At 59.9% G+C, this 26,698-nt stretch carries 19 protein-coding genes, 2 pseudogenes and 1 riboswitch; of the genes and pseudogenes, 10 read left to right on the forward strand and 11 right to left on the reverse strand.

Annotation, left to right across the window (positions count from 1 at the left end; all coding sequences use genetic code 11):
• Window positions 1-54: 54 nt before the first annotated feature.
• Window positions 55-363 carry a helix-turn-helix domain-containing protein gene (locus EJ076_RS36105; RefSeq protein WP_236473435.1) on the reverse strand — a complete coding sequence of 103 codons (309 nt, stop codon included), beginning with the start codon at window positions 361-363 and terminating at the stop codon, window positions 55-57.
• Between the two features lie 365 nt (window positions 364-728).
• On the opposite strand from EJ076_RS36105, the gene EJ076_RS35655 reads away from it, so the two are divergent.
• From EJ076_RS35655 to EJ076_RS02255, 3 genes and pseudogenes are all read left to right on the forward strand, one after another.
• Complete coding sequence (locus EJ076_RS35655) at window positions 729-971, forward strand: hypothetical protein (RefSeq protein ID WP_224571023.1); 243 nt, start codon at window positions 729-731, stop codon at window positions 969-971.
• A gap of 1,053 nt (window positions 972-2,024) precedes the next feature.
• Window positions 2,025-2,246 (forward strand): annotated as a pseudogene (locus EJ076_RS02250) (insulinase family protein); the annotation flags it as partial.
• A 57-nt stretch (window positions 2,247-2,303) separates the two neighbouring features.
• Window positions 2,304-3,362: a class I SAM-dependent methyltransferase gene (locus tag EJ076_RS02255; protein ID WP_024504268.1), complete on the forward strand. Its 1,059-nt coding sequence runs from the start codon at window positions 2,304-2,306 to the stop codon at window positions 3,360-3,362.
• A 421-nt stretch (window positions 3,363-3,783) separates the two neighbouring features.
• On the opposite strand, the pseudogene EJ076_RS02260 reads toward EJ076_RS02255, so the two are convergent.
• The 4 genes and pseudogenes from EJ076_RS02260 to EJ076_RS02275 form a co-directional block, all read right to left on the reverse strand.
• Window positions 3,784-5,128: pseudogene (locus EJ076_RS02260) on the reverse strand (IS5 family transposase).
• A 400-nt stretch (window positions 5,129-5,528) separates the two neighbouring features.
• Window positions 5,529-6,584 (reverse strand): hypothetical protein, encoded by a 1,056-nt coding sequence (locus EJ076_RS02265; RefSeq protein WP_063169411.1) that lies wholly within the window; start codon window positions 6,582-6,584, stop codon window positions 5,529-5,531.
• Window positions 6,581-8,647: a hypothetical protein gene (locus EJ076_RS02270; RefSeq protein ID WP_063169412.1), complete on the reverse strand. Its 2,067-nt coding sequence runs from the start codon at window positions 8,645-8,647 to the stop codon at window positions 6,581-6,583. The genes EJ076_RS02265 and EJ076_RS02270 overlap by 4 nt, the downstream gene beginning before the upstream one ends.
• 2 nt (window positions 8,648-8,649) lie before the next feature.
• Window positions 8,650-9,987 carry a metallophosphoesterase gene (locus tag EJ076_RS02275; protein ID WP_063169413.1) on the reverse strand — a complete coding sequence of 446 codons (1,338 nt, stop codon included), beginning with the start codon at window positions 9,985-9,987 and terminating at the stop codon, window positions 8,650-8,652.
• A gap of 491 nt (window positions 9,988-10,478) precedes the next feature.
• Here EJ076_RS02275 and EJ076_RS02280 point away from each other — a divergent pair, with 491 nt between their 5' ends.
• The 7 genes from EJ076_RS02280 to EJ076_RS02315 all read left to right on the forward strand — a co-directional run bounded on the left by EJ076_RS02280 (window position 10,479) and on the right by EJ076_RS02315 (window position 16,462).
• Complete coding sequence (locus EJ076_RS02280) at window positions 10,479-10,742, forward strand: hypothetical protein (protein ID WP_082826710.1); 264 nt, start codon at window positions 10,479-10,481, stop codon at window positions 10,740-10,742.
• 317 nt (window positions 10,743-11,059) lie between these two features.
• Window positions 11,060-11,176, forward strand: a riboswitch (TPP riboswitch).
• A 103-nt stretch (window positions 11,177-11,279) separates the two neighbouring features.
• Complete coding sequence (gene thiC / locus EJ076_RS02290; protein ID WP_063169414.1) at window positions 11,280-13,115, forward strand: phosphomethylpyrimidine synthase ThiC; 1,836 nt, start codon at window positions 11,280-11,282, stop codon at window positions 13,113-13,115.
• Window positions 13,112-14,113: a glycine oxidase ThiO gene (gene thiO, locus EJ076_RS02295; protein ID WP_063169415.1), complete on the forward strand. Its 1,002-nt coding sequence runs from the start codon at window positions 13,112-13,114 to the stop codon at window positions 14,111-14,113. The genes thiC and thiO overlap by 4 nt, the downstream gene beginning before the upstream one ends.
• Window positions 14,082-14,279 carry a sulfur carrier protein ThiS gene (gene thiS, locus EJ076_RS02300; RefSeq protein ID WP_024504260.1) on the forward strand — a complete coding sequence of 66 codons (198 nt, stop codon included), beginning with the start codon at window positions 14,082-14,084 and terminating at the stop codon, window positions 14,277-14,279. The genes thiO and thiS overlap by 32 nt, the downstream gene beginning before the upstream one ends.
• Window position 14,280: 1 nt before the next feature.
• Entirely contained in the window at window positions 14,281-15,054 is a 774-nt protein-coding gene (locus EJ076_RS02305) for a thiazole synthase (RefSeq protein ID WP_024504259.1), read from the forward strand.
• Window positions 15,051-15,656, forward strand: coding sequence for a thiamine phosphate synthase (locus EJ076_RS02310; protein ID WP_063169416.1), 606 nt, complete (start codon window positions 15,051-15,053; stop codon window positions 15,654-15,656). Before EJ076_RS02305 ends, EJ076_RS02310 begins: the two co-directional genes overlap by 4 nt.
• Window positions 15,647-16,462 (forward strand): hydroxymethylpyrimidine/phosphomethylpyrimidine kinase, encoded by an 816-nt coding sequence (locus tag EJ076_RS02315; protein ID WP_063169417.1) that lies wholly within the window; start codon window positions 15,647-15,649, stop codon window positions 16,460-16,462. Before EJ076_RS02310 ends, EJ076_RS02315 begins: the two co-directional genes overlap by 10 nt.
• Before the next feature lie 905 nt (window positions 16,463-17,367).
• On the opposite strand, the gene EJ076_RS02320 is transcribed toward EJ076_RS02315, so the two are convergent.
• The 6 genes from EJ076_RS02320 to EJ076_RS02345 all read right to left on the reverse strand — a co-directional run bounded on the left by EJ076_RS02320 (window position 17,368) and on the right by EJ076_RS02345 (window position 26,661).
• Window positions 17,368-17,934, reverse strand: a complete 567-nt coding sequence (locus tag EJ076_RS02320) for a hypothetical protein (protein ID WP_063169418.1) — start codon at window positions 17,932-17,934, stop codon at window positions 17,368-17,370.
• Between the two features lie 24 nt (window positions 17,935-17,958).
• Window positions 17,959-19,932, reverse strand: coding sequence for a DUF3732 domain-containing protein (locus EJ076_RS02325; protein WP_063169419.1), 1,974 nt, complete (start codon window positions 19,930-19,932; stop codon window positions 17,959-17,961).
• Complete coding sequence (locus EJ076_RS02330) at window positions 19,933-20,445, reverse strand: three component ABC system middle component (RefSeq protein ID WP_063169420.1); 513 nt, start codon at window positions 20,443-20,445, stop codon at window positions 19,933-19,935. It lies immediately after the preceding gene.
• Window positions 20,442-21,608, reverse strand: a complete 1,167-nt coding sequence (locus EJ076_RS02335) for an ABC-three component system protein (protein WP_063169421.1) — start codon at window positions 21,606-21,608, stop codon at window positions 20,442-20,444. The genes EJ076_RS02330 and EJ076_RS02335 overlap by 4 nt, the downstream gene beginning before the upstream one ends.
• Before the next feature lie 323 nt (window positions 21,609-21,931).
• Window positions 21,932-25,405 (reverse strand): AAA family ATPase, encoded by a 3,474-nt coding sequence (locus EJ076_RS02340; protein WP_063169422.1) that lies wholly within the window; start codon window positions 25,403-25,405, stop codon window positions 21,932-21,934.
• On the reverse strand, window positions 25,402-26,661 hold the full coding sequence (locus tag EJ076_RS02345; protein ID WP_063169423.1) for a DNA repair exonuclease: 1,260 nt from the start codon (window positions 26,659-26,661) through the stop codon (window positions 25,402-25,404). The genes EJ076_RS02340 and EJ076_RS02345 overlap by 4 nt, the downstream gene beginning before the upstream one ends.
• Between the last annotated feature and the right edge of the window lie 37 nt (window positions 26,662-26,698).

Raw genomic sequence — 26,698 nt, forward strand, 5'->3', positions numbered from 1 at the left:
CCAAAGCCCGCCGCAGCTAAACGGGGTCCCACGCCCGGTAGCGCCCCCTGCCGGTCACCTCACGGATGCCGAGTTCGGCACCAGCCCGAGCGCAGCGCGCTGGCTAATTTTCAGCTCGGCCGCGACCAGACCTGCCGACACCAGCGGCCGCGCCAGCACCAGCTCGATCAGCGCCGGCAGGCTCGAGTTTTTGCGCCGGTTCCTGAGCCGGCGCTCCATCTGGCTTTTGGCCAGCGCCTGGATGATTGCAAGGCTGAAACAGTCGATGGAACGCCCCTCCAGCGAAGCCGAACCGGACGAGGCGCGCGCGCCAGGTCCTTCGGCTGCCATCGGCACGCTGGGTTTAAGTGCTTGGGGTGACACGGCGTGATCTCCGCCGTTGGCGGGAACAGGGCAGTGCAATAGTACTGCCCTGTTCCTTTTGATCAGAGGCCAGTGCGGATTTCTTCGGCAAGCGCCCTCAACGTCGTCTCGACGTCATCGCCGTTTACCATCTTCTGCATCGCCACGGCCCATGCGTTCATGGCTTCGCCGAAGCCGACACGCGGTGTGAAAGCCAGCGCGGCTTGGTCCTGTATCTTTTTGAAGCTGTCAACGAAGTTGTTGAACTCGGGCTGCGAAGCGTACTTAGTCCAGGTGTCGTCTGCCAGGTCGACGTGCGCGGCGGATTGACGAGCTGGCCAGCAAGGGCACCCTTGAGCGCCACCTGCTTGGAGGTGGCCCACGGGATGAACAGCCAGGCCGTGCCCTTCTTTTCGGAAGCCGCGTTCATGGCGAGAGCCCAGATCCAGATGTCAGACTCCAAGCTCGTGGCGCTCGGTGCGTGCAGCGGCGGAGCGAAGGCGATCTTGCCGGATGCCGGCTTCCCCGCAACATCGTTCCAGAAGCCGAACATATTTGAGTCGATCGTCATCGCGCTGCGGCCGGACGCGAAGGAAGGAGCCGCGCACTTCTTGATCATGTCCACGTAATGTAGTCGTATCCAGCATCGGTAAGCTTCCAATCGCTCAGGTATTTGTCCAGCGGCTCCAGGGCGCCACTCGGAGCGAGGTCCTACGCGGGCTGAATGCCAGTGCCGAACACATCCCATGCTGGCGACTTCGTCGTCAGTTGGATCGTCATCTTGTTCCAGTAAGAATCGTCTGGGTAGAGTTCCGGCGTGACCTTGATGCCGGGTCAGCTTCTCGAACTCCGGAAATTGCGCAGCGAGAGCATCCGCATAGGGGTGGATGTCGTAGGCCCAAGTTATGCTGGTCCCTTCGAATTGACGCCAGTTCACGGTGTCGGCAGCGGCCGAATTAGTGAGCGATGCCGAGACGGCAAAAAACGCCAAGTCAAAAGCAAGCTGTTTGCGAAGCGACGCGCACCTGTAACGAGTACGGGGAATGAGCGACCCATGTAATCCTCCCTGGGGCATTTTGCCAATTTTTGGGTCCACTCCTCCATCCCGAGTTCGCTCATAGCCACAATAAGCGGTTTCCAACGAGCTCGCTCTGAATGCACCAGGCCAACTGGGTAAAAACGGGTAACCGGCACTAAAAGGCGTTGTAGTATCGCCACCAGAAATACTGCTCCGTGGTGCTGGCCTTTGCCTGGGGGCGCAACACGGCAACTACCCGCTCAAAACGGTTGGTCCTCTACCTCTTATTCACCGTCGCTTTCCTCGCGGCCTAACCCGGCCGGAATATCCGTTGCCAGAAAAAGGCCTCGCGGCCGGTTCGAGGCTCATCCCTCCTCCGAAGCAGCACGCTCAAGTATCGTCACAAGCCCCGAGCGCTTCGCGTTCGGCGATGTCCAAATTCCGACAATGTCGGATACAGTCAGATCTACTGGATTGCGTTTGAATGGTTTTCTCATTTGGCACAGTACATGCGGGTCATCCGCAAAACACGTGACCGACCAACAAGAGTTCGCATGATCACCTTACCACAACATACAGCCGCCGCGGAACAATCACTTGGCCCCTGATCGCCCACCCCGGCACCACAACCGGAGTCATCGATGTTCTGACAGGCTGCCCAAGGATACCTGCTGCAACAGGGCTTGCCCTGGTGACGACCACTCCGGCTCCGCCGGTTACCGACGAGGGCAAAGTGACGGATTTCCTGCTTTTCAACGGCATGGAGGTGGCTGTCATTCCCGACCACCGCGCCGGTCGTCACCCATATGGTCTGGTGCAGGATCGGCAGCGCGGAATGAGCCGCCGGGGATATCTGCATGTCTTCGAGCATCTGATGCTCAAGGCGCCTCATGACGAGCACGGCTCCGTCGCCTGGAGAGATTGAACCCAAAGGGAGATTCAGATGTCTGAAGCGAATCAGGAAAAGTTGGACGCATTCTTGGGGAAAATGGTCGGCGATCTCGGTGCGATCGCAACGGGCGCGGGAGTCCTGCTGGGGGACAGACTCGGCCTGTTCAAGGCATTGCGCGAAGGCGGCAAGATGACGGCCGCCGAACTTTCGACACGCACCGGCACCCAGGAACGCCTCGTAAGGGAATGGCTTTCCGGGCAGGCGGCGGCGGGTTACGTCGACTACGATGAAGCGAGCGACAAATTCTATCTCAACGCCGAGCAAGAGCTGGTGTTCGCTGATGAAGACAGCCCGGCCTTCATGGCAGGCGCATTCGAGTTCCTGTCCGCGCTGTGGCTCGATGAAGAAAAGGTGAGGCAGGCATTCCAGTCCGGCAAGGGCGTCGGGTGGCACGATCATAGCGCGTGTCTGTTTCGCGGTACGGAACGGTTCTTCCGTCCAGGCTACAATGCCAATCTGATCGACTCCTGGCTGCCGGCCTTGGAGGGCGTCGTCGAGAAGCTCGAACGCGGCGTGGACGTCGCGGATGTTGGATGCGGTCATGGTGCATCGACCGTGCTCATGGCACAGGCCTTCCCCAATTCGCGCTTCGTCGGCTTCGACTATCATGCCCCTTCGATTGAGCGCGCCCGCAAGGCGGCCGAGGTAGCCGGCGTCGGCGTTAACACGCGGTTCGACGTGGCGGCCGCCAAGAGCTATCCCGGAACCTATGACCTCGTCACATTCTTCGATTGCCTTCACGACATGGGCGACCCGACGGGCGCCGCCACCCATGTCCACGGATCGCTCAAGCCGGACGGCACGTGGATGATCGTCGAGCCGTTCGCGCATGATCATCTGGCGGCGAACCTCAATCCCGTCGGCCGCGTTTACTATGCCGCTTCCACTTTCGTGTGCACGCCCGCATCCGTGTCGCAGGAAGTCGGGCTCGCGCTTGGAGCCCAGGCCGGTGAGGCGAGGCTGCGCAAGGTTGTGACCGGCGGCGGCTTCAAGCGATTGCGTCGCGCCGCGGAGACACCGTTCAACATGGTGCTGGAGGCCCGCCCTTAGCGTGGCCGTCGCCAGAAATTGCAGCTCATCGCATTTGATGAAGATCACCGCCAAAAATCCGGACGCATCGGGCACATTTTCAAGGCGTCTGGGTTCACGCAGAGGTCGCTGCCGAGTTGTGTGCCAAGAGTCCCATACGTTGCGGCTCAGAAAGGACCCCACGCACGGCGACGAACATGCCCATAGCGATGGCCGCTATAATCACATATGTCCACCATGGCGCGTTCACAAAGCTGGTAAGCCACGTCGCACCGAACGCGCTTACGACAAAAACGAGAGCCTCGATAAAAAGACTGAGCCTGTACACATTCAGTCGTCTCATCCTCATACCACCCATCCAAAGACTGAGCTTGTTGCGCTACTGCGACAGAGCCTAACATATTGGAGAGTGCTCACTAGTCGACCGTGAACAATCCGAGCCCTAAGCGGCGACCGGCTTCGGCCGGATTTGAAGCAGGGCAATCAAGAGCGACAAAAACCCCTTCAGCCACCTGAGCAGGAGGGAGAAGTTGTAGCCGGCGGCGGCCAGGATGGCGTTGAGGGTGTCGCCCTGCTGGCCGGCGAGGTAGTTGCGGCCCATTCTGTGTTCGCTCTTGATGTGGCCGATGACGGGCTCGACCGCCGACCGCCGTCGCATCTGGCGCTTGATGGCTGGGGTGACGCGGCGTTTCTGGCCCGCGGTGAAGACCCTGAGCTTGTGGCTCTGCGGTGCGTTGTGGCCGCGATAGCCGGCGTCGGCGAGGATGCGGCCGATCTCGTTGCCGATGGTCTTTTCCATGTCGGGGATGACGCTTGCCAGCGTGTGGCCGTCATAGGGATTGCCGGGCAGTGCTTTTGCATGCAGGGCGAACTGGCCGCCCCTGGAGCGCTTCAGCGTGGTGGCCACCGACACCTTCACCCCGAACTCGTAGGGCGCATGCGCCTTGCCCTTGCCGATGCATTCCACCTCGTGTGCGTGCAGGCTGTAGATCTTGCGGCCGCGCTGGCGCTGGCGTTGCTCGAGAACGGTGGCGGCCTGGTAGAGCGGCCATTTGAACAGCGTCCAGCCCCTGATCGCCGGCGATCTGGCGACCAATGTCGCGAATGGTCCGGCCGAGATAGGTCTTGAGCTTGCGTAGCGCCTTGTTGGCCCGCTTGAACTGCTTGGCGTGGGCATAGCGCTGGTGGCTGATCAGCGCCAGCTTGCCGACCCGCACATAACTCTGGCGCAAATGGAGACCCGTCCTCTTGGCCAGCCGCACCAGCCGTTCGCGTGCCCGATGGATGAGCTTGGCGTCGGTCGGGAACATGACGTTCTTCGGCTGCACGGTGGTGTCGACGATCACCTGGCGCGTGTCGGCCGGTTTCATCGCCCCGGTCTTGACCGCGAGGCTGAGGCTCTCCTGCAACAGCACCATAATCCGCTCCTCGCCCATACGGCTGCGCCAACGCGTCATCGAGGAGCGGTCGAACGGCAGCGTATGGCAAAAGAACGTCTCGCCGGTGAGATACTGGAAATAAGGGTTCTCCACCCAGCGCTCGCACAGCACCTCATCCGACAGGTTGAAGGTGTGCTTGAGGATCGCCAGCCCCGCCATCAGCCGGGTCGGCAGCGGCGGCATGCCGGGGCCGTCCGAATAGACGGCGCCGAAACGCTCCTCCAGCACCGGCCAGTCGATCGCCTGCGCCAGCCGCACCAGCTCGTGCTTCATGTTGATGATTTGGTCGAGCCGGGAGCGGAACAGGTCCTGCTCTCCCGTCTCGCGCTTCTCGCGTGGCCTGGACATTCGCTGTCCCCTCGATTCGCCGCCGCCGAACCGAGTGAATCACGCTCCGCGCCACAAGGGAATCGCAAAACCGAATTGCAGGAAAACAGCGTCCAAATACCGCTAATCCTGCAATTCCAAAGCCGCTATCCGCCTCAATCAACAGGCCAGATCAATGGCTTGCGGATAGTTCACGGCCGACTCACTATTTCTATGCTGAACAGTCTCGCCTGAGTATATGTTTTAGCTAGTCGCTAATTAGACGGAATTCTGCCAGTCTGCATTCCCCCCTGATCTGATGTAGAGCAGCTTCCAAGTGGGAATTAGCCCCCCATCGACCGGATCGGGCGACACGAACATGCGCTGAAGGCTTGGCGGAACGGCTACTGGGACCATGATGCTACTCGAATGCAAGATAGTGTCAGAACGTCCCGGGAAGGCTGCAGGCAGGGGATGTCAGGTCAATCAGCCTATAGATATGATACCGCCCATTCGCTGAGACTTCACGATGGGCATAGGAGGTGGGAATTCTTGCCTTGAGATGGACGCGGCTGTCGGAGCAGGCGAGCACGGCAGCAGCGATGGCCTGAACCTTCGGGCCGCTGACAAAAACGTTCACCACCGCACGCGAGCCGAACCCGTCGAGATACGTCTCGAAAGCATCGAGGTGGGCCATCAGCCCGAAAGCCTGGATGTCGCGAACTTCGCCATCTTCGAGCCGGTGGGTTTCACGTACCTTGGCCACCTGTTGATCGAGCAAAGCATCGATATGCGCATTCTTGTCGCTTCTTGGGACGAGGAGCGAGATCCGTTCCGGACTGACGATATCGATCAATCCGTAGAATACGTCGGCATCTCCTCCGATCCCCACGAGCAGGACTTTCTCTTCGCCCATTCCTCCGCTGCCTTGAAGATGAGGGACGGTGACGTATCGGTCCAAGCCGCTGGAAAAATCCTCTTTGCCGATCGCGTTCCCGTAGATACCTTCGGCGTACCCGAATTCGAGAGACTGAATCGACATTTTCTTGAATGCCACCGCAATCAGCCATTGGATGTAGATTCGCGGCATCGTCGAGCACTCGACGAAAACCTTCCGCAGGCTTCCTTCGTATGAGCCACATGAAGCGGCCATCTGAGTGAGCAGGTGATCGAGGAGATTGATGTTCTTCTGATACTCGATGGAAGGCTCGAGGGTGATCACAGTCACTTCGACGCCCCATCGGGTACCCATAGCGATGAGCTTTCGCCGGTTTTCTTCGACGGCTGGGACGTTCGCTTCCTTCAGAGCAAAGTCCAGAACCACGATCTTGCCGACCTTCAGGTCAAGATGGTTTTCGAACGCGGCGAAACGCGTTTCCCATCCAAGCGCGACGATCGCGATATCTGCCTCCATCGTTTCGCAGGTACCTGCATCTCTCGCCTTCTCGGTGACGGCCAGATGGCCGAAGACTCGATACTCGACAGTTGAAGCGGTCATTCGAGATCGCTCTCGAAAAGCGAGTGCTGGAATTCGGTCTTGAGTGCGGGCCGCGCGACGAGCTCCTTAAACACCGAGTCGGCCCAGTCTTCTGGGAGCCGATGCCTGGTAAAAAGCAGGTCGACCATCCGCGCCGCAGGGATTGTGTTGATTTCGTACGGGCCGCGATAGGAGAACCCGAAGTAAGGTGCAAATCGCCGATGCAATCTGATCATCATCTCCTTCGATGCGGGGTCGGCGCGGTCCACCTCAAAGTTGCCGGCGGCGGAGACCTCCCGGATAAACCCATCCCTTTCCGCCCGACGCAGGACCTCGTCCAGTTTTCCGCTGGGTTGCTCCAGTCGGTTCACCAGCGAGCGCATTTCCTTTAGATCAACCCTGAAAATGCCTCTCTCTGTCGTTCCTAGAGCATTTTCTTCGGCAAACTCTGTCTGGAGGCGAGCGGTCAGGTAACCCAACGCCCGCACCATGCGCACGCTCTCTTCTTCGTACGGATGTGAAAGCGCCTGAAGTCCATCAAGCTTCCGTTGAGAGGCGGCGTTCACAGCCTGTCTCTGCTGTTCGAGATGAATCTGTAAATCCGAGTTGATGAATTCCACCAGTTTTCGTGGATCACTGGAACTCGGAACACTGCGGCGGAAGATCTCTCCCATTATATCAAGGAAATCGCGTATACAGACGTCGCTCAATGATGTGATGATCTGGTGCCCTACGTACGGGTAGTCATGCAGACGCAGCATCTGGCACGCTTTCAGAAAAGCCCATCCCTGTTTCCGGGCGATCGACCTCTTCAGATTTGAAGCATCCGCCTTGCTCATGGGCCGGCGCTTAATTTCCGGGTTCATGAGCGCGAGCGCCAGCCCTTCGGCATAAGGGCGCGCTTTTCGATCAAGAAGGAATTGCTGCTGATCCGCCGTCCTCAAATTCACGGAGAGGAATTCACGTGCTGCATCAGCAAGTGCCACAAGCTCTTCTCTGCCCTCGGAATGACCCGATATGATAACCCGCTCGATGATGTCATTGACGGAAAGCCGCCCCAGCCGGTTTTTGAGCGAAAACGCGCTGAGCGCATCGTTGCGCTCGAGATCACTCCGCAGATGGTCAGGAAGCGCATAGTACAGCCGAAGCGACGACACGTTCTCGCACAGCGTGGCGAACTCCCTCGGATCGACTGAATCAAGATTCTCGACGTCCCGGTCAGCATTCGAGAGCGACTGGCCGGGTATGATCGTCCGGATCGTGTCGTAGAGGCCGCCGATGTAGGCGAGGACCCATTTCACGTTGCCGCGCGTCTTTCTCACCAAGGTGTTCAGGAACTGCTGTTGGAGCGGTGTCAGTGCTTCACAGTCGTCAATCAGTATCTTGAAGAAGGGCGCCCTGTCACCGGCGAAAGATGGGCCATTTAAAAGTGGAGTGATCGCGGTCGCGACCTTGTTAATGATCGCGCCAGGGTCTGTTGCTCTGAAGCCGGTCGCTCCGGCATCGGCGGCAAAGAAGAACGCGTTGAAGCATTCGTCGACGTACCGGGTTATCCCACCCCGCAGCTCATCGATGCTGAAGAAGTCGAGACGGGCAGGTTGGGGTATGAAGTGCAGCACTTCGCGATGCAGTGCCAGGGCGACGTCCCTATCTTCGGAGGCCCGGTATTTCAAGTGGCCGTCGCGTCTGAGCTGGCCGATGCTCTCGAGCAGGCGTTCGACTATCTTCAGCTCCAGATAGTGAGAGAAGATTACGAATTGCCGCGGGATCACGGCGGCCGTGTCGAAGCGTATCCGCTCCGGAATGAGGTTCAGAACGGCGTTGTCGATTAGGGGCGAGAATGTCTCATTGAGCTGGAAGAAGACGCCATACCAAGCGAGCTTGCCGACTTGGTCCGAGAGACTTTTGTCTTCAAGAATATGGACTGTGGAAAGCGAGCGAAGAATGCTGGTCTTGCCGCTGCCTCTCGTCCCTGCGACGAAGACCGGCTTGGCGGCGGCAGAAATCAACGCCGACTTCTGACTGAACCACAGTATCGGGCGGCTTTCGTACTCGATCCTGTTGGGGCCGAACGGATTCTCCATCGCTATTCGTCCCTTACCTTAATGCGCCAAGCCGAGTTTGCCTTGGTGAGGCCGTCTATCTCGATGAAGCGCGCCGCTTGGAGCATCAGAAGAGAGTCTTCCAGATCTAGCCCGAGCTCGGCGGAGGCAGCAATCTCAGTGATCTCGTCCCAGAAGAGTAACCCATTCCCGCGCCTGGTGGCATGGTCGCGCAGTCGGCGCAGCAGGTCAAACGTGTCGTTGTTCAGAAAGGCCTTGCCGTTGGACATGGTCGAAATAAAGCAATGTTCGCCTTCCATGACCGTCCCGTCGGCGACATTGGTGCGGTAGGGTATAAGTCGGATGCCGACGAGCTCTCCCTGATCGGTCGTGAAGAAGACGAGCTCATTGAAACCTGACTGTATCTCTGGTGCTGAGATGCAGATCAATTTGCCGTCCGGAAACCTTGGATCGTTGACGATCTCGACCGGATCAGCATGTATGTGTCCATGCAGGTAGACGATAGGCTTGTTGCCCTGCAGCAGCTGAGTTCTGACAAATCCGCTGTTGAGCATCTCCGCGTATGGCGTAATGCGCGGAGTCTTTTGTGGCAGCAGATTGTGATGGCCGATTATGATGCCGTAACGCATGTCGGGCTGCTGGAGCAATTCCTGTAGGCCTGCAAGCATCTCACGCGAGATGTATGGCGTGTCCATCTGACCGTAATACTCGTCGTCGGACGCCTCCTTGTCTGGATCGCTGGGAGGTGTCGCGGGCGAATGTCCCGAGATGTCCGGCGAGCCGAGATCTAGAGGCTCTGTAGAAGGACTGAGTGCCTCGAGACGATCACGAAGGAACGCGGGAAGGTTTTGAAGCTCCCAACTGCCTATCGCTGTGTTGACGAGGATGAAGTTTGCGCCTGCGGATCCTGTCGGAAGTCTGAAGTGCACGGGTTGGTCCACGGGAACGGTCTGCCAACCCAAGCGGGCGGCTAAACTCGCCATTTCGCTGAATTTCTCAGTCGGTCCAAGTTCGCGCGCGTCATCACGGTTCACATCGTGATTTCCCGGTACGAATATCAACGGAAGCGCCTTTGAACTGCGTCCCTGTGCGCGGCAGAGCAACGTGAAATGCTGGAATGCCGAAGCAATGAAGGTCTTGTCGCCACGGCTCGTGAAATCCCCCATGAAGGCGATCGAATCCAAGGGCTTCGAAGTCGTCAGCCGCCGAAGTTTCGTCAAGACGGCACGCAGCGAAGACGCGCGTAGCTTCTGCGTTATTTTCGGAGCGAACTTGCTATCCTTGGCATCGATGTTGCTAGAGGAAGGATGCCAGTCCGGATAGTGAATATCGCCTACTTGAAGGATTCGCACCCGCCGCATAACTCGCCCCCCTGCCGAGAGCCATAGACTAATCCGTTCGCTTTTGCCAAGCGCGAACGATCATCCGCAGTGTCCTTAACGAGGTAGCCTGCACTTTTCGAGAATTGCCACGGCGGCTATTTTTCGGCTGTGAAGCACACGAGACCCGTGACGTGAGACCCAGTTGCTCAATGCCCAGTTGCTCAATGAGCTTTCTTACGAATAAGGGAGAATTTCCGCGGCCGGACTATCTCTGAGCGAGCGTGCATGACTGCCAACGGAAGGTCTTGCACGCACCCTTGCGATCTTGAGCAATGGTCGCCATGACTTTCTTCTTGCAGGCTTTTGAGTGGCCCAGCCTGCGATCACCAGACCCCACCGATTCTAAAGAGCGTGGCAGATGGGATAGTCGAGGTTGCCCGTGCACAGTCACGCTCAGGGCTTGCGCCGCCCAGAGGACACGCTGAAAAGGCAGATTGGGGCGCAAGCACGCCATTCACGAGAGGTTCGACATGAAGACCATGCAAGAAAAAGACATTCCGGCATTCGTACAAGCAGTTGTGGACGCCGGCTGCAAAATTTGCGCGATTGGCAACTTGGGATACGTCTTTGGCGATGCTGATTTCACGCCAGCGCAACGGAGGGCCGTCGAGCCACAGCTGCGTAGGATTGCTGAAATCTACGGCGAACGCGATCATCTCATGAACGAGATAGCTGTATATCTGCGGTCGATCGGACGCCATGTCGAGGTTGAGCCGAAGACAGGTATTTCCTGATGGCCGTGATCGCGAGAAGCCGTCTTCCAACCTCTGAATCCTAAAGGAGGTGACCCCCAAGGCCGTTCGTCACCTTCGACCAGAATAACCACATCCGTGACCGCCTGAGCTACTTGGTCGATACGCGCACATGGCCAATACAGTTTCTCCATCCTTCACGAAGCGAATGAGGCTTTGGCCATTCAGCCCCGGTCTACGGGGCGTGACTTGTCCCCGATGCATGCGCGAGCTCTCCGCCCGGCTGGCCGCCGGTCGTCGCCACCGGCCGAAGGCGCCCGAATGCGCTTGACAAGATAGCGTCAGCCCGTTCAACCTAAGGCATTCACCAGGGGAGTCCCGGCAAGGGGCTGAGATACTGCTGGCTTTCGCGGCGCAGTGACCCGTTGAACCTGATCCAGTTCATACTGGCGTAGGGACGGTGCAAGCGCTTTGCGGGAGTTTACGCCCGAGGTCCTGTTGCAGCAGGTCTACAGAAGCGTCTTTTCATCCTTCCGGCACAGAACTGGGTCTCCAATGCATGAGCAAAGGAGCCTCACGATGAATGCCCTCACCCCCGCCGTATCGACGGGACCACTGCCCGCCTCGCGGAAAATCCACAAGCCCGGCGTCCTCTACCCGCAGATCAGGGTGCCGATGCGCGAGATTTCCGTCCATCCGACGGCCGGCGAACCGCCCGTCACCGTCTACGATCCGTCCGGCCCCTACACCGATCCATCAGTCGAAACCAGCATCGAAAAAGGCCTTGCCCGGCTTCGCCACGAATGGGTCACGGCGCGTGGCGATGTCGAAGCCTATGACGGCCGCCACGTCCGGCCGGAAGACAATGGATTCGCCACCGGCGAGCGCCTGACACCGGAATTTCCGATACGCAATCGGCCGCTCAAGGCCAAGCAGGGCAAGGCGGTGACCCAACTTGCCTATGCGCGCGCCGGCATCATCACGCCAGAAATGGAGTTCGTAGCCATCCGCGAGAATCTCGGCCGCGAGGTGATGCGCGGCAAGCTGCAACGCGACGGCGAAGCCTTCGGCGCGGCGATCCCAGATTTCGTCACACCCGAATTCGTGCGCGACGAGGTGGCGCGCGGGCGCGCAATCATTCCCGCCAACATCAATCATCCCGAGAGCGAGCCGATGATCATCGGTCGCAATTTTCTGGTCAAGATCAACGCCAACATCGGTAACTCGGCTGTCACATCGTCGATGGCCGAAGAGGTCGAAAAAATGGTCTGGGCTATCCGCTGGGGCGCGGACACGGTGATGGACCTGTCGACCGGCCGCAACATCCACAACATCCGCGACTGGATCGTGCGCAATGCGCCGGTGCCGATCGGTACGGTGCCGCTCTATCAGGCGCTGGAAAAGGTCAACGGCATCGCCGAGGATCTGAACTGGGAGGTCTACCGCGACACGCTGATCGAGCAGGCCGAGCAAGGCGTCGACTATTTCACCATCCACGCCGGCGTGCGGCTGCACTACATCCCGCTGACCGTCGACCGGGTCACGGGCATCGTCTCGCGCGGCGGCTCGATCATGGCCAAATGGTGCCTGCACCATCACCGGGAGAGCTTCCTCTACGAGCATTTCGAGGAGATCTGCGACATCGCCAGAGCCTATGACGTCTCCTTCTCGCTCGGCGACGGCCTTCGTCCCGGTTCAATCGCCGATGCGAACGACGCGGCGCAATTCGCCGAACTGGAAACACTTGGAGAACTCACCAAGATTGCCTGGGCAAAGGACTGCCAGGTGATGATCGAAGGCCCGGGCCATGTCCCCATGCACAAGATCAAGCAGAACATGGACAAGCAGCTCGCAGTGTGCGGTGAGGCGCCGTTCTACACGTTGGGGCCGCTGACGACCGACATCGCGCCGGGCTATGACCACATCACCTCAGGGATAGGTGCCGCCATGATAGGCTGGTTCGGCACCGCAATGCTTTGCTACGTCACGCCGAAAGAGCATCTCGGCCTTCCCGACCGCAACGACGTCAAGATTGGCGTGATCACCTACAAGATAGCCGCCCATGCAGCCGATCTGGCGAAGGGCCATCCGGCAGCGAAAACCAGGGATGATGCCCTTTCGCGCGCGCGCTTCGAGTTCCGCTGGGAGGACCAGTTCAACCTGTCGCTCGACCCCGAAACCGCACGGTCCTTCCACGACCAGACCTTGCCCAAGGAGGCGCACAAGCTGGCACATTTTTGTTCGATGTGCGGGCCGAAATTCTGCTCCATGCGCATTTCCCACGACATCCGTGCCGAGGCCCAGAAGGAAGGCATGGCGGCAATGGCGGCAAAATACCGGGAGGGCGGCGATCTCTACATGCAGGCGGACGAGACTGGCGTACCGGTCGTGCCAGAGGCTCCCAAACCATCATGAGGGTGCTCGTCAAAGGGGCCGGCGTTGCCGGCCTCACCGTCGCTTTCGAACTCGCCGCCCGCGGCGCGACGGTCACCGTCGCCGAGATGCGGCATGGCCTTGGTGGCAACGCGTCGTGGTTCGCCGGCGGCATGCTGGCGCCATGGTGCGAGCGCGAAAGCGCGGAGCAGCCGGTGCTGGATCTCGGACGCGATGCTGCCGACTGGTGGGATGCGGTGCTGTCGGGTCAGGTGACACGGGCCGGGACATTGGTCGTGGCCGCGCCGCGTGATGCCGGTGAGCTTGACCGGTTCGCCAGTCGCACGTCAGGGCATCGGCGCGTCGATGAAAACGAAATTGCGCTCCTGGAACCCGACCTCGCCGGCCGCTTCCGGCGTGGATTGCTCTTCCCCGACGAGGCTCACCTCGACCCACGCCCGGCGATGGCGGCACTTCATGACAAGCTTGCGACCATGGGTGTCAAATTCCACTTCGGCTGCGACGCCCGGCCTGTTTCGGGATTCGCCCGTCAGATAGACTGCATGGGAATGGCAGCGGCCGATGACAGGCTGCGCGGTGTTCGCGGCGAAATGCTGATCCTTCGCACGCCTGATGTCTCGCTGTCGCGGCCGGTCCGTTTGCTTCATCCACGCTTTCCGCTTTATGCCGTGCCGCGCACCGATCACCGTTTCATGATCGGAGCGACGATGATTGAAAGCCAGAGCGCCGGACCGGTGACGGCGCGTTCCATGATGGAGCTGCTGGGCGCCGCCCATGCCCTCCATCCGGCCTTTGGTGAGGCCGAGATCGTTGAAACCGGTGTGGGTGTCCGTCCGGCATTTCCCGACAATTTGCCACGCGTCGAAACAGACGGTGAGATCATCGCGATCAACGGTCTTTATCGTCACGGTTTTCTCCTCGCCCCCGCCATGGCGCGCCAGGCTGCCGACCTGGTTTTCAGTCAAGACAGAACCAAGGAGCATGCTCATGAAACTGATGGTCAACGGCGAGGCGCGTGAGATTGCCGCCACCACGCTGGCCGAGTTGCTTGCCGCGCTCGACTATGAGGGCGATTGGCTCGCCACCGCCGTCAACAGCGACCTCGTGCACAAAGCCAACCGCGCGGAGTTCCAGTTGAGCGACGGCGACCGGATCGAAATCCTCTCGCCCATGCAGGGCGGCTAGCATGTTGGAGCTTTATGGAACCGAGCTTTCGTCGCGCCTGCTTCTCGGCACGGCTCAGTATCCTTCGCCGGCCATCCTTGCCGATGCAGTCAAGGCATCGGGCACGTCGGTGGTGACCGTCTCGTTGCGGCGTGAGATGGCGGGCGGTAGGGCCGGCGAACAATTCTGGTCGTTGATCCGCTCGCTGGGCGCCAGAACCCTGCCCAATACCGCCGGCTGCCTCTCCGTCAAGGAAGCCGTCACCACCGCGAAAATGGCGCGCGAGGTCTTCGGCACCAACTGGATCAAGCTCGAAGTGATCGGCAATCACGACACGCTACAGCCGGATGTGTTCGGTCTGGTTGAAGCCGCCCGCATCCTGTGCGAGGACGGCTTTGCGGTATTCCCCTATACCACCGACGATCTCGTTGTCGCCGAGCGGCTGCTGGAAGCGGGCTGCAAGGTCCTGATGCCGTGGTGCGCACCGATCGGTTCCGCCTTGGGACCGGTCAACATGACGGCGCTGCGCTCGATGCGCGGATATTTCCCTGGCGTCCCGCTGATTGTGGATGCGGGGCTCGGACGGCCGTCGCACGCGGCCACCGTCATGGAACTCGGCTTTGACGCCGTGCTCCTGAACACAGCGGTCGCCAAGGCGGCAGATCCGGTCGGCATGGCGCGTGCTTTCGGTAAGGCGGTCGACGCCGGTCGTGAGGCGTTCAGTTCGGGAATGCTCGAACCGCGCGACGTCGCCGTGCCATCGACACCGATGGTCGGCAGGGCCGTTTTTTCATGAAGCTCGATCCCTTCTACCTGATCGTCGACAGCGCCGCCTGGATCGAAAGGTTGGCGCCGCTCGGCGTCAAGCTGATTCAGCTTCGCATCAAAACCATGGATGAAACCGGGCTGCGCGCGGAGATCCGCAAGTCGAAGGCCTGGTGTGTCCAACACAAAAGCCAGCTCATCATCAATGATTATTGGCGCCTGGCAATCGAGGAAGGCTGCGATTTCGTGCATCTGGGCCAGGAGGATTTGCAAACGGCCGACCTCTCGAGGATACGGGCAGCGGGCGTCAGGCTCGGATTGAGCACGCATGATCATGTCGAGCTGGAAACGGCCATGTTTGCCGAGCCCGACTATGTCGCGCTCGGTCCGATCTATCCCACCACTTTGAAGAAAATGAAGTGGGCACCGCAAGGGCTAGAGCGGATCAGCGAGTGGAAGCGGCGGGTGGCGCCGATCCCATTGGTCGCCATCGGCGGCCTCAACCCCGACCGCCTCGACGGCGTCTTTGAGGCCGGCGCCAACAGCGCCGCAGTGGTCACGGACATCACGTTGAGCTTCGACCCCGAAGCGCGCACGCGAGAATGGATCGAAAAGACGGACCGATGGCGATGAGACGAGAACCGCATGTGCTTGTCGTTGGCGGATCAGATTCCAGCGGGGGTGCTGGAATAGCACGCGACATCGAGACGATCTCTGCCGTTGGCGTGCGCACCTGTCTCGCCGTCACAGCGCTAACGGTGCAAACGCACGACGCCGTGATCGAAATCCATCATTCGCCACCCAGCATGGTGGCCAATCAGATGTGTGCCGCGCTACAGGCCAACGACGTAGCCACAATCAAGATCGGCATGCTGGCGACTGCCAAGATCATTGTTGCCGTTGCCGCAGTGCTGCGCAAATTTCCGCAAGTGCCGGCAGTACTCGACCCTGTGCTGGCCTCCACCTCAGGCCGCGCACTTCTGGAAGCAGGCGCTATCGCTGCCATGAAGCGCGATTTGATGCCGCTTTGCTGCATTGTCACGCCCAACCTTCCTGAACTGGCGCTCCTTACTGGTTCCGAACCGGCTTCGGATGAGGACGGTGCGCTCCAACAAGGACAAAGACTGCAGGCCGTCGGCCCTCAGGCCCTGCTGATCAAGGGTGGGCACGCGTCGGGTCCCCGATCGGCCGATATTCTGTTACGCTCCGATCATGAACCCATCCACTTCGACACGCCGCGCCTTGCTATATCGATGCGCGGAACAGGTTGCATGCTGGCCAGCGCGATTGCGGCGCATCTGGCGAAGGCGAAGTCGCTCGAAGATAGCGTGCGCGAAGGCAAGCTGTTTGTGTTCGAGAAGCTTCAGAAATGCCGGCTGAATAATCACAACGTTCTGCGTCCAGCCAAGCAGACCCATTTTCCAGAATTTTTCCAGTAGCGAGACTGGAGGGCTACTGCTTCTCTATGCCATCCTTACAACGCGTTGAGTTCCACTGTGCCGTCCAGAATTATCTGTCGTTGTCCAGAATTAAGCCGGGCTTAGAACTGAAACGAACCCGCCGAAAGGTACGAGCGGCCCTCACTCGATAAGGGTTACCAAACCTATTCCTGTGGGCTACCAATCCGCGTGGTGGGTGGCCTTAGGTTACCAATCAGTGTGGCGTCCGGAATTATCTGCCTCTCTCCGGAATTAAGCCGAGATTAGAAGATCGGTGCGGTATTGCGCCCGGTCAAACCGTGTCGATTTGCGGCGTAGCCGACGTGTCTCACGCTTGGCGGCGTCGCACGCTGGTCCCGATTGTCGCCCGAATATCTGCCTACCGGCGACAGTGAATGCGCCAAGCTAGACCTTCGTCGATAGGGCGGCTCCGGTTTACCAATCCTGTCGTCCTAGGTTGACCAATCCGTTGTCGACCGTGAGCGGGTTTACCAATAAGGGCGGCTATATTCTGCGCAAACCCAATCACCTGATGCCAATCCAGAATTAATCGTCATTAAGGGCATTGGTAAACTCAGTCTGAAACCCCACCCTTAGCCAGAAAACTCTCCTGTTTTCAATCGCATAGCCCGCCCGCCAGCAACCGATAATTCGGGACCGGTAAACCCGTGAAAGGCCCAATAATTCCGGACGTCACACCAGTCTGCCCTTTTATGCGACTTTTCGAGCACAGACCGGGAACATCTGACCGTTTCCATTCATCGCCCAAGGCCGGTTTAGCGCTGGAAAAGCCAAAGTGCGGGAGTAAGAATGGCCGCAACGGGGCCGGAAGCCGTCGGTCAGCTTTCGGGGAGTGATCCCGGTAAGTTCGCAACTCATTCGCTTCTTTTCTGCAGTCCCCGCCATTACGAGTTGGCGGTGTCGGTCGCCGAGGGGATCAACGCCATTACTGCGGCTAGTTCGGCCCTCCGGACGAGGAATGGCATGCGCGTCGTCCCATAGTGCTTGGCAAGATGGAAGCGGTGCATGCCTCCTACGATGTGAACTTGGCCTTGGTACTCGCCGAGCAAAGGCGGTGTGACACCGCGGCCATGCAGCCATCGGTAGGCGATCCCACAGCTCTTGCTCTTGTAACGTTGATGCCAAGGACCCTTGTCCCTGCTGGCGGCGTAGGTAAGCCTGCCGCCAACGTCAGTGACATCAGCGTCGATAAGAATGAAATCCGTCGAAGCGTGGTCGCTGGGATCATCGCCGTCGAACGCGAGATAGAAGTTTGCAGGATCGCAGTCCCATATCGCAGTCAGTGCAACCGGAATGTTCTTTCTTCCTTTGCACCAGATGTCGACCTTGCGTTTCTCCTGAGCGCGGGCGACCTCGAAGGCTTCGTCTAGTTTTCCTTCCGCGACATCCATGGCTGTGATGACGTTCAAGCCAAGGGCCGTCAGACGGTTGATCTCGTCCACGTTCGCCATGCCTTCTCCTCTGGCAGCAGATTATTATCCACCGTTGGAAGATGCGGCGGCAATCCAAGCCTGAGGCACGAGGGCCTGTCCACGCCATTCCTCAATCAACTTGACTCCGGGAAGCTTGCCCCAGACGTCCTCATCTGCATGATCCAGCACGATGATCTGGAGGCGACCTTTCGCGGCCATGACCTCAGCGCCTAGGAGCGCAAAGACCTTCCTGACGGCGACCACGTCCTGATCCCTCCACGCGATGAGGTCGGGGCCCTCGTCGCCCGCCGCCCGCTTAGGAAAATAGACTTGGCTAGGTTGGTCGAAGATCAGCTGACCAGGGACTGGGTGATGAGGTTCGGCCAGGAAGTAGTGCTGCAGCGCAAGCATTAGTGCGACGTGATACGCGAGCCAATTGGCGCCGCTGCCAATCTCCCACAGGTAGTCCTCACGCGTTCCCCTAGTCACCTTGACGGTCAGGTCTTCAATCAACAGCCTAATCGGGGCCTCGGGCCACTCCGCGTCAAGCTGCGGAATCAGCCGATTGGCATGATGGGAGACTTGGTGCAACGCGTTGAATAGCTTGCGCTGGATGTCGGCCTCGGAGATCGTCTTTTGCAGCGTTGCAATATCGGCCTGCAGCGAGGTGAGTTCCTGCCGCAAATCCGACGACTGGTCGGCGCGGTCGTAGACGTGCAACGCCTGCTCCAATCGACCGAGGAAGCGCTCAAGCCTATCGAAGCGATTGGCCTCGTCTCGGGCGACGTCAGAGTCCCGTTCCAGCACCGCTATCTCGCTACGGACATCGTTCAACTCAGATAGGACCGCTTCAGCGGCGCCGCGCTGGCGCAGGATTTCCTTGTCAAGCGTGTTAGACATCGCAGGGTGGGTCCGCAGTCGGATCTCCAGACCGCCGAGGTTGTCGCAAAGGGCCAAGACCTTCTCGCGGCCGCCGTCCCCGAGTGCGACCAACGGATCGGCGAACTCGTCGGCCAAGTCCCTCAGCCACGTGGAAAGGTCCAAGCGGTCACGTTGGATGCGCATGGCGTCGCCGTACGCCTCGCTGCTCTCCACCAGACGGCGCAGTTCGTTCAGGCGCTGACGATGCTCGGTAAGTCGCGCGGCGATTTCAGTTTCCGACGCACGAAGGGTTTCCAGACGCGTCAGCACCACATCGATGCCGGCCAGGCTTGGTCGAGCAAGACTTGAGTTGCTGTTCGACACGCGCCGAAGCAGGTCAACAACGTCACTCCAGTCCTTCGGCACTTCAGTGGAGGAATCGACTAGGCCAAGTTCGACTGCCTGACGCAGCCACGCCTCCGCCTCCGCCCGCCAAGCGCCAGTTGCCGACACGATCGCGCGTAGCTCAGCCTCCTTCCGGCGGAGGTTGCGCTGGAGCCGATCGATCTCAAACCGCGCCTGGAGAATCTTTGCCGTGACCGCGCCCAGAACGTACGGGAAGATGGTCTTTAGCTTCTCCCGGTGTTCCGTCGTATCGGCCTTGAAAAACATCACGTCGGGATTGGCGATCACGTTCTGAGGTTGGAACGTGAAGGCCATGAGGTCGCGGAAGCTTGGCCTTTGCTTGAATCCATTCTCTGTACCTGGTTCGAAGTCGAGGTCAGTCAGTCCTGCCAGGCGGTTCATCGCGCGCTTGACCGTGTCGACATTGGTGGTCTTGTCGGTGATCGTCTCCGGAATTTCGACCTGTGCGCCCTCCAGCAGCACCATGTCGCCTGTGCTCTGTTGGTCCCCCGGTTCGCGTCGCGCCAAGAGCTTTTCGCCCTCCAGCGTCTCGATCAGAATGCCGAACCAGCTGCAGTTCTCGCGGATTACGCCCACCGGAATCGCGCATTTCTCCGAGCCCAGACAGTAATCAACAATAGGGATAACGGCGGACTTCCCGGTCTTCGACGCGCCGCTGATGACGTTGACGACACCGGGCTCGAACTTGACGACCCGCGGCGCTGCACCATTGCGGGGCCAAAGGATCAGTTTTCGAAGCTGGAAATACATCTAGAACTCCACCCGTAACAGGTTGGCCACCTGCGCGGTCCCCAGGTTCGAAAACCAGAAACCCAATTTCTCCGAGGCAGGTCCGAGGTGCTTGACGCGCTCTGGAAGGACGAGCCTCCTCGGTTTCGGTTCTGGTACGTTTGCTCTTAAAGTAGCATCCTTGTAATCCACGGACAGCAGCCGCCCGCTCACACCGACAGCGGCCGATTGCAATGTCAGAGTACGCAGCAGCAGCGCTCGCTCGTGGACGGCGAGGAGTTGTTCCCGTTCCTTCCCGAGCTTGGCCGCGAAGAGCGCCAGTCCAGAGGGTCGGTTTGTCGAAGTCACGATTTCGAGCGTTGCGCGATGCAGGACGATTGGCAGCACGAGAAACGCCAAGGCGAACGGCGCTGGACGTTCGTCCTCAGCCTGGAAACCTTGGCCAAATTGCCACAATGCGAAAGCCCCAAGTCCTGGATTCTGGACAAGGGCGAGGTCGCTGAGCGGTAGGTGCGATCGGCCAGCCTCAATCAAGTCGCTGGCTCCAAAAGAGTCTGGTAGTCGGGATGCCAGCCGAGGCGCAGGCCGTGGGCAAGGGCGTTGAATGATCCGTGGACGAAATGACCGGGGACGACTCGACCATCGAGTGGAGGCTGCAACTGCGCGCAGCGCCTGTAAACTATTCTACCACGAACCGTTGCGGGGTGTCCGGCCTGTATGTCGTGCACCTCTGCACTGACGTGCTCATAGCGACCGACAAGATCATCGTCCCAGTCACTTAGGTTCTTCTCAAAGATTAGCCCGCTTTCGCCCCAGATCGAGATGTCGGCGAGCGTCCTAAGGTAATCGCTAACAGCCCGGACGCACGCTTCGTCTCCCACCTCGATCAGCTCGAGTTGGCGGACGAAGGCGGGACGGTCGGCGATCAATTGTTCGATGGCCTCGACAGGCGGTTGCTTGGTGAAAGACGACAGCAGCCCTGGAAGGTTGTTCTTCTGAACAAATGCTCTTTGCTCGGCCTGAAACGCGTCCACGTCCAAGATGGCGGGCTTGCCAGCTCTAATCAGCCTGTCCGCCGCCTCCTTCGCAGCGCCGATCGCGCGTTCGCACACTAGGTCGATGATGAGCGGAGAGACCGTCGGCTTGAAGATCGCGCGTATCGGATCGACGGGATCTGCATCGACGCTGATAACGGCGAGATTCTTGACCAAGGCGGCGCAATGAGCCGCATCAGCGTTCAGGAAAGCTTGGACGTCGGCGTCGCATGCCGGTGCAGCTTTCAGCTTGCTGTGGGCTTTGGCGAGGTTAGCGACCAGCGCCTCCACGTCGGCATCTGTTTTCGCGTCGTTCAGCGCGATCGCGAAGGCACCCGCCTTCACCGGTGTGACATATAGCCGGAAATGGCTGGTCGCCGGGTCGATCTCTCCCGCCGCCATGAAGCTGAGCCAGTTGGCCAGAGACTTCCACAGGTCCGCAGCCCAGTCGGATATCGGATTTTGCTTCAGTGCGCTCTTGCTTTGCTCAAGAACGACTTCGCCGCCGACCAGGTGAACCGCCACATCGTCTAAATGTTCAAGAGAGACCAAGGCGCCGCTAGGCGCGTTGAGCAGGTGAAAGCAAAGGCGTACAGGTTGAAGCGCATAGCCGAGGTATTGGCCAGCGGCGCTGTGTTTTCCCGTTTGCGTCTTCGCGTTCATTGCCCATCCCGTTCTCCCGAGTCGCACCGGAAGAAGCCAGTAACGATATTGGTATAGTTCGCCGTTGTTTACAATTGGCGCCCCGGCGATAGGACGGCTAGGCGCGATACAATTGCTGTTTAGGGCCAGCTCTCGAAGTCCAGATTCGGCAGGACAATGAATTTGCAGGACGTCCATTATGGGCACATCGGGGCCGTCTATGGCTCGGGCGATATGTCCGCTTTTGGACGAACGCGAAGTTTGCCGGAACGTCTGACTTTGGGCGCATACTTGCCGTCAAATTCGGCGTCCTTCACTGGTTCGTTCACGTATTCCGGAGAAAATTACTGTGCGAGTTGATGGATCCTCGTTCCCGGTACGACAGCCTCAGCTATTTCACATAGATGCTTATGGTGCGTCAGGTAGATGACCTGACCTGTGTTTGCCATCGCTCCGAACAGCCTGAAAACCTCCTCCGAGCGAATATGGTCGAACGTCTCCATGATGTCGTCGGCGACGAATGGGACCGAGGGCCGAAATTGCGCGAACTCGTAATAACCGGCGAGTCTTAGGGCAAGGTACAGCTGAAATCGTGCACCCTTTGAAAGCGCTTCGGTGACCTTGGATTGCCCGTCACCCTGCACAGCAATGAGAACCTCACCACCTCTTACAGGCTGGGTTGTCAGCCCCGAATACTGGCCACGCGTCATTAGCTTGAACGCGTCTGATGCGCGCGCCATCATGCCGGAGCGATGGCTCTCACGGTAGATCCGCAAAGCATTGCCAGCCGACATGATGCCAAGCTTCAGCTCTATGTAGCGAACGGCCTTCTCCTCGATTTCCAGCAGGGTTGTGCGCCGTTCAGCATCCAGGCGTGCAACCGCACTATCACCGCCGATGGCGTCCAGCTTGTCGGCCGCGCGCGTCTGCCGGATCAGCTGTTGCTGGATGGTTTCATCGAACAGGCGAAGCCGCTGCTCACCCTCAGCCTTCTCGACCGCGAGGCCGTCGAAATCGATCGCGTCCAGGATCGAGCGGGCCTGCTCGAATCCGTCGACCGCGAGCTCCGCCACTATCCGTTCCTCAAGTTCGGCGACGGTGGTGCGCAAGCCATCGCGCTCACGCAACAGCTCATCGCGTTCGACTACCTCGGGCAGAGTGGCGACACCAAAGACGCCCAGCACCTCGTTCTTGCGGCGTTCGTGTGCCAAAATCTCAGTGTCGAGGATGTCGCGCGCCTCCTTGAGGCGCTTCAGGTCGTTGCCGAGGCTTGCCTTCGTTTCACGTGTCCGCTCGGCACGCTCTAGGCGCTCGGCAAGGCGGATGGCCAACTGCTCCGGGTCGGTATCCTTCGTCGGCTCGTCGGCTTCAACCGCAACGGCGATGACCTCGACCAGAAAATTGGCCCTGTCGGCCTCCATCTTGTCGATACGCAGCTGCAGGTCGTCCCGTTCCTGCAGGCTTCTTGAAAGTTCGGCCAATTGATCGAGCACAGTGCCGACGCCGGATGCGGAGAGCCCGCTTTCGAGCCAAGTTCCCTTGAGTGCTTCGGTAATGCCGGCCAGCCATTCCTCCTCGCGACGCTCCGCCACACCTACTGCAACCCGTCGTGCCGCTAGATCCTCTTCTTTGGAGCTCACCATTCTGAGCGCCTCGGCATACTCGGCGTCCACCTTGCGCTGCCGATCCAGAAACGGCTCCGCGATGGCCATGATTGCTTCGAGGGTGTCGTTGGACTCTGATACAATGCCGACGCTTCCCAGCACTGCTCTCATTTCCAAGCGTATCTGCTCGCCGGCGTCAGCGGCTCGCTCGGCCTTCAAGCGAGCAAGTTCGATCTGCTCCCAGGCAGCGAGCGCATCGCTGCGCGCCTCGATCTGATCCTCGATCCTTTCGATCAGGCGCTCAGACGAAGGTTCCACGGCGTCTCCGAGCAGGTCCCTGGCGGCCGCGCGGATTTCCAACAATTGGGTATCCACATCCTTGCCGAGCTGTGTGCGTTGGATGCCGTTGCGTGACAGGTTGGCCGCGGCCTCGGCCAGCTCGCGCGTAGTTGCCCGGATCTCAGCCAGATCCGCCGCGCCGGCCAGCCGGCCTGCGCTGGCAATGTCATCGCGCGCCAATGCCACGGCGAAGTCGTCAGCGGTGTCACCGGTCAGCGCTGCGCGGTGCGTTGCCCACGCATCATCGCGAACTCGGCGGATGGCGGTAGCCGCTTCATCGTCGACAATGTCGCCCGAGGCACGAAGGGCATCCAATCGTGCGGCGAGCATGGCATGGTTGCCCTCGTATTCAGCAAGGCGTTCGGCAAGTACGGCGGTGTTCCTTGCCAGTTCTGACGCTACCGTCTTCCAGGCGGCAATCTGCCCGGCGCTCGGAACCGCGACGTTGGCGAGAGCGAGGGCATCTCCGTTCCATGGACGCAAGCGCGCGAGCGCCGCCTTCCATCGGATTGTTCCCGCATCTTCCGCCTCGCGAGCCGTCCTAATCTCTGCCTGGTGTCCGCTTGCTCGCGCTTTCGACAAAGCCGAGCCCAGCCTTGCCCTGGCAGGTTCGGGCACCGCCCTTTCCTCGCCGACCCGCTGCCTTGCCACCTGCAGCGCATCGAGTGCCGCCGCGGCTTCGTCGCGAGCGGCACGCATCCCGGTAGCAATCCCGGACCTCTGCTCGACCATGGCGCGAACGACGCCAACGGTGACGGCAGGCAGAAGCAGCGCGCCAGGATCCGCCTCGGAAGATCGGCCCAAGGCGGCAAGGCAGCTCGCCACGCTGTTGTTGAGGATTTGCAGCTCCATCCTGCGAGTGGGCAAGTCAAAGCCAGCCGCGGTATGGCGCACCTTGCTCTCCGCCAGCCCGCGAATGCGTTCGGAAATCGACAGGATCGGTTCGTCCTCGTCGACCGCAGTGACTTTTTCCGCCAGGCGCTCGGTCTCGTCGATGTTTGCGGACAGCCGCGTTCTGAGGCTGGCATCGTCATCGATCAGTTCGGTGACACTTCCCGTCGATGTCCGGGCTGGGGAGGCGATGTCCGGCAGCTGATCCAGCCGGGCAATCTTGCGCCGGATATCCGCCAGCATCGGCGCAGCACGCACGTAACGAGCAAAGGTATCCAGCCTGGCCACCAGCACCGCCCGATCGCTGATGGTTCGGCCGTACTGCTGCGCTGCATCGAGACGTTCGGCCTCCAGGCCCTCGTAGGTTGATGCAAGGGTGTCGATCGCATCCCTGCGCGACTTTACGTCAACAAGGCGCTTCTTCAACAGCGCCAGTTCGGTTCCATGCGCCTGCTTCCGATACAGAGCGTCTGCTTCGGCCTCGAGGGCGTTCAACGTATCACTTGCGTTCCCAAGACCGGCGCTGGCCGTGAACAGAAGCTTGCCGAGGTCGCCCCGCGACTCCAGGATAGATTTTCCGCCGGCTTCCAACGTCTCGTCATCGAGTGAGAACATCGTCGTGTAGGCGTCGCGCGACAGACCGGCGAGATGCGCCGTGATCGCCACCTCGCTTACCGGTTGGCCCGTCGCATTCAATAGCGAATTACTGCGCTGTTTCGTACGCGTGAACGTGTGTTCGGAGCCGGCCAGTTCCAGCACCCCGCCGATGCGCATGGCACTGTACTCGTGCAGGAAGTTGTAGCGGCTCCGTTCCTCGATGCCGAACAGCAAGTCTAGATAGGCCGAAAGCGCAGTCGATTTGCCGGCCTCATTCAGGCCAAACACGATATGCAGATCAGGTCCGGATTCCGGTTTGGGTCCGAAGTCGATCGAACGATCGGTGAACTTTCCATAACGAATGAGGTCAAGGCGCCGCAACCTCATGACGATCCACCGGCCTTAAGGCGGGCAGTCACCAAGTCCGCGCCCTTGGAAAGCACCTGATCGAGGAACTGTTCCAGCCCGGCTTCGTCCGTCCCAGCAAAATCCCGCCCGTCGGCCGGAAGGTCGGCGACCATCTTTTGGACGAACGCCCTCGCCTCAGCGCGGAAGGCCTCCGAGGTGGCATCGGCACGCATTGATTGCTCGAGTTCGAAAATCGGATCAGCAATATCCTCGGCGGTCTCCGTCCGAGGCGGCGCGAGGTCAAGCTCGAGCTTCTCCACCCACGTATGGCCTAGCTGTTCCGCAGCCTGTTCGGCTTCGGCAAGAAGGAGGTCCCTGTCGCGGATCAGCGCCCACATCAGTGGTGACGTTCCTGTCAGGCCAATGCGAGCCACAGCATGACGCGATCGGACGGTTGCCCGCATCTCTTCGAGTGCGAAGCGAACACGCGCGACGGCCTCGGGCCACTCCACCGCTCCGGTAAGGTCGACGCTCACCCGTTCGAACTGCGCAACGCTGGTCAGCCGTTCCTCGATCTCCACCGAACGGTCGTGGCGCACCGTCACCAGGGTGACTGATTTCTCACCGGCCTCGTTGATATCCCTCCCCTGCGGTATTCCCGGCATCACCACGGCACTGGCGCCAGGATGGACTTGGCGAGCATGGATGTGGCCGAGGGCCCAATAGTCGAAACCGTGGGCGTGCAAGTCAGCGATGCTGCAGGGCGCGTAAACGTCGTGACCTGGCGATCCAGCCAGACTGGTATGCATGATGCCTATGTTGACGGCCCCTTCACGAGCCGCCGGATATTTGGTTAACAGGCTGTCCGGCGCCTTAGGGTTCGCAAAGCTCAAACCATGGAATACGACGTCCAGACCGCCGGCTGTCTGCAATACCGACTGAGCACGACCACCAAAGATGGTAACGGTGTCGGGAAATACCAGCTGTTTGGAAATCCGCGACAGGGCGTCATGATTACCGCGGATCTTGAAAACCATGATGCCGGCCTGGTGCAGGCGTGTCATCTGCGCGCCCAAGAACCGCGCTGTCTTCATTGAAGTCTGGTCGCCATCGTATAGGTCGCCAGCAATGACCAACGCGGCCACACGTTCCTCAAGGCAGAGATCCACTATCGAAACGAATGCCTGGCGGCTGGCGTCGCCCACCAGCCCGGCAAGATCGGGATTTCGCATCGCCAGCGAACGAAGCGGCGAGTCGAGATGAATATCGGCCGTGTGTACGAATCGAAATGCCATTCGGCCTCCGCCAGCAAAAGAGGTGTTCCGAGCTTCG

The sequence above is a fragment of the Mesorhizobium sp. M7D.F.Ca.US.005.01.1.1 genome (genome assembly GCF_003952545.1).
GTDB lineage: Bacteria > Pseudomonadota > Alphaproteobacteria > Rhizobiales > Rhizobiaceae > Mesorhizobium > Mesorhizobium loti.

What these genes read in the sequence shown, in the direction of transcription:
- EJ076_RS02345 (WP_063169423.1), bottom strand. Translation starts at nt 26,661, where the DNA reads ATGGCATTTCGATTCGTACACACGGCCGATATTCATCTCGACTCGCCG.
- EJ076_RS02305 (WP_024504259.1), top strand. Translation starts at nt 14,281, where the DNA reads ATGTTGGAGCTTTATGGAACCGAGCTTTCGTCGCGCCTGCTTCTCGGC.
- EJ076_RS02335 (WP_063169421.1), bottom strand. Translation starts at nt 21,608, where the DNA reads ATGAACGCGAAGACGCAAACGGGAAAACACAGCGCCGCTGGCCAATAC.
- EJ076_RS02255 (WP_024504268.1), top strand. Translation starts at nt 2,304, where the DNA reads ATGTCTGAAGCGAATCAGGAAAAGTTGGACGCATTCTTGGGGAAAATG.
- thiO (WP_063169415.1), top strand. Translation starts at nt 13,112, where the DNA reads ATGAGGGTGCTCGTCAAAGGGGCCGGCGTTGCCGGCCTCACCGTCGCT.
- EJ076_RS02280 (WP_082826710.1), top strand. Translation starts at nt 10,479, where the DNA reads ATGAAGACCATGCAAGAAAAAGACATTCCGGCATTCGTACAAGCAGTT.
- EJ076_RS35655 (WP_224571023.1), top strand. Translation starts at nt 729, where the DNA reads ATGAACAGCCAGGCCGTGCCCTTCTTTTCGGAAGCCGCGTTCATGGCG.
- EJ076_RS02315 (WP_063169417.1), top strand. Translation starts at nt 15,647, where the DNA reads ATGGCGATGAGACGAGAACCGCATGTGCTTGTCGTTGGCGGATCAGAT.
- EJ076_RS02265 (WP_063169411.1), bottom strand. Translation starts at nt 6,584, where the DNA reads ATGACCGCTTCAACTGTCGAGTATCGAGTCTTCGGCCATCTGGCCGTC.
- EJ076_RS02340 (WP_063169422.1), bottom strand. Translation starts at nt 25,405, where the DNA reads ATGAGGTTGCGGCGCCTTGACCTCATTCGTTATGGAAAGTTCACCGAT.
- EJ076_RS02310 (WP_063169416.1), top strand. Translation starts at nt 15,051, where the DNA reads ATGAAGCTCGATCCCTTCTACCTGATCGTCGACAGCGCCGCCTGGATC.
- EJ076_RS02270 (WP_063169412.1), bottom strand. Translation starts at nt 8,647, where the DNA reads ATGGAGAATCCGTTCGGCCCCAACAGGATCGAGTACGAAAGCCGCCCG.
- EJ076_RS02275 (WP_063169413.1), bottom strand. Translation starts at nt 9,987, where the DNA reads ATGCGGCGGGTGCGAATCCTTCAAGTAGGCGATATTCACTATCCGGAC.
- EJ076_RS02320 (WP_063169418.1), bottom strand. Translation starts at nt 17,934, where the DNA reads ATGGCGAACGTGGACGAGATCAACCGTCTGACGGCCCTTGGCTTGAAC.
- thiS (WP_024504260.1), top strand. Translation starts at nt 14,082, where the DNA reads ATGAAACTGATGGTCAACGGCGAGGCGCGTGAGATTGCCGCCACCACG.
- EJ076_RS02325 (WP_063169419.1), bottom strand. Translation starts at nt 19,932, where the DNA reads ATGTATTTCCAGCTTCGAAAACTGATCCTTTGGCCCCGCAATGGTGCA.
- thiC (WP_063169414.1), top strand. Translation starts at nt 11,280, where the DNA reads ATGAATGCCCTCACCCCCGCCGTATCGACGGGACCACTGCCCGCCTCG.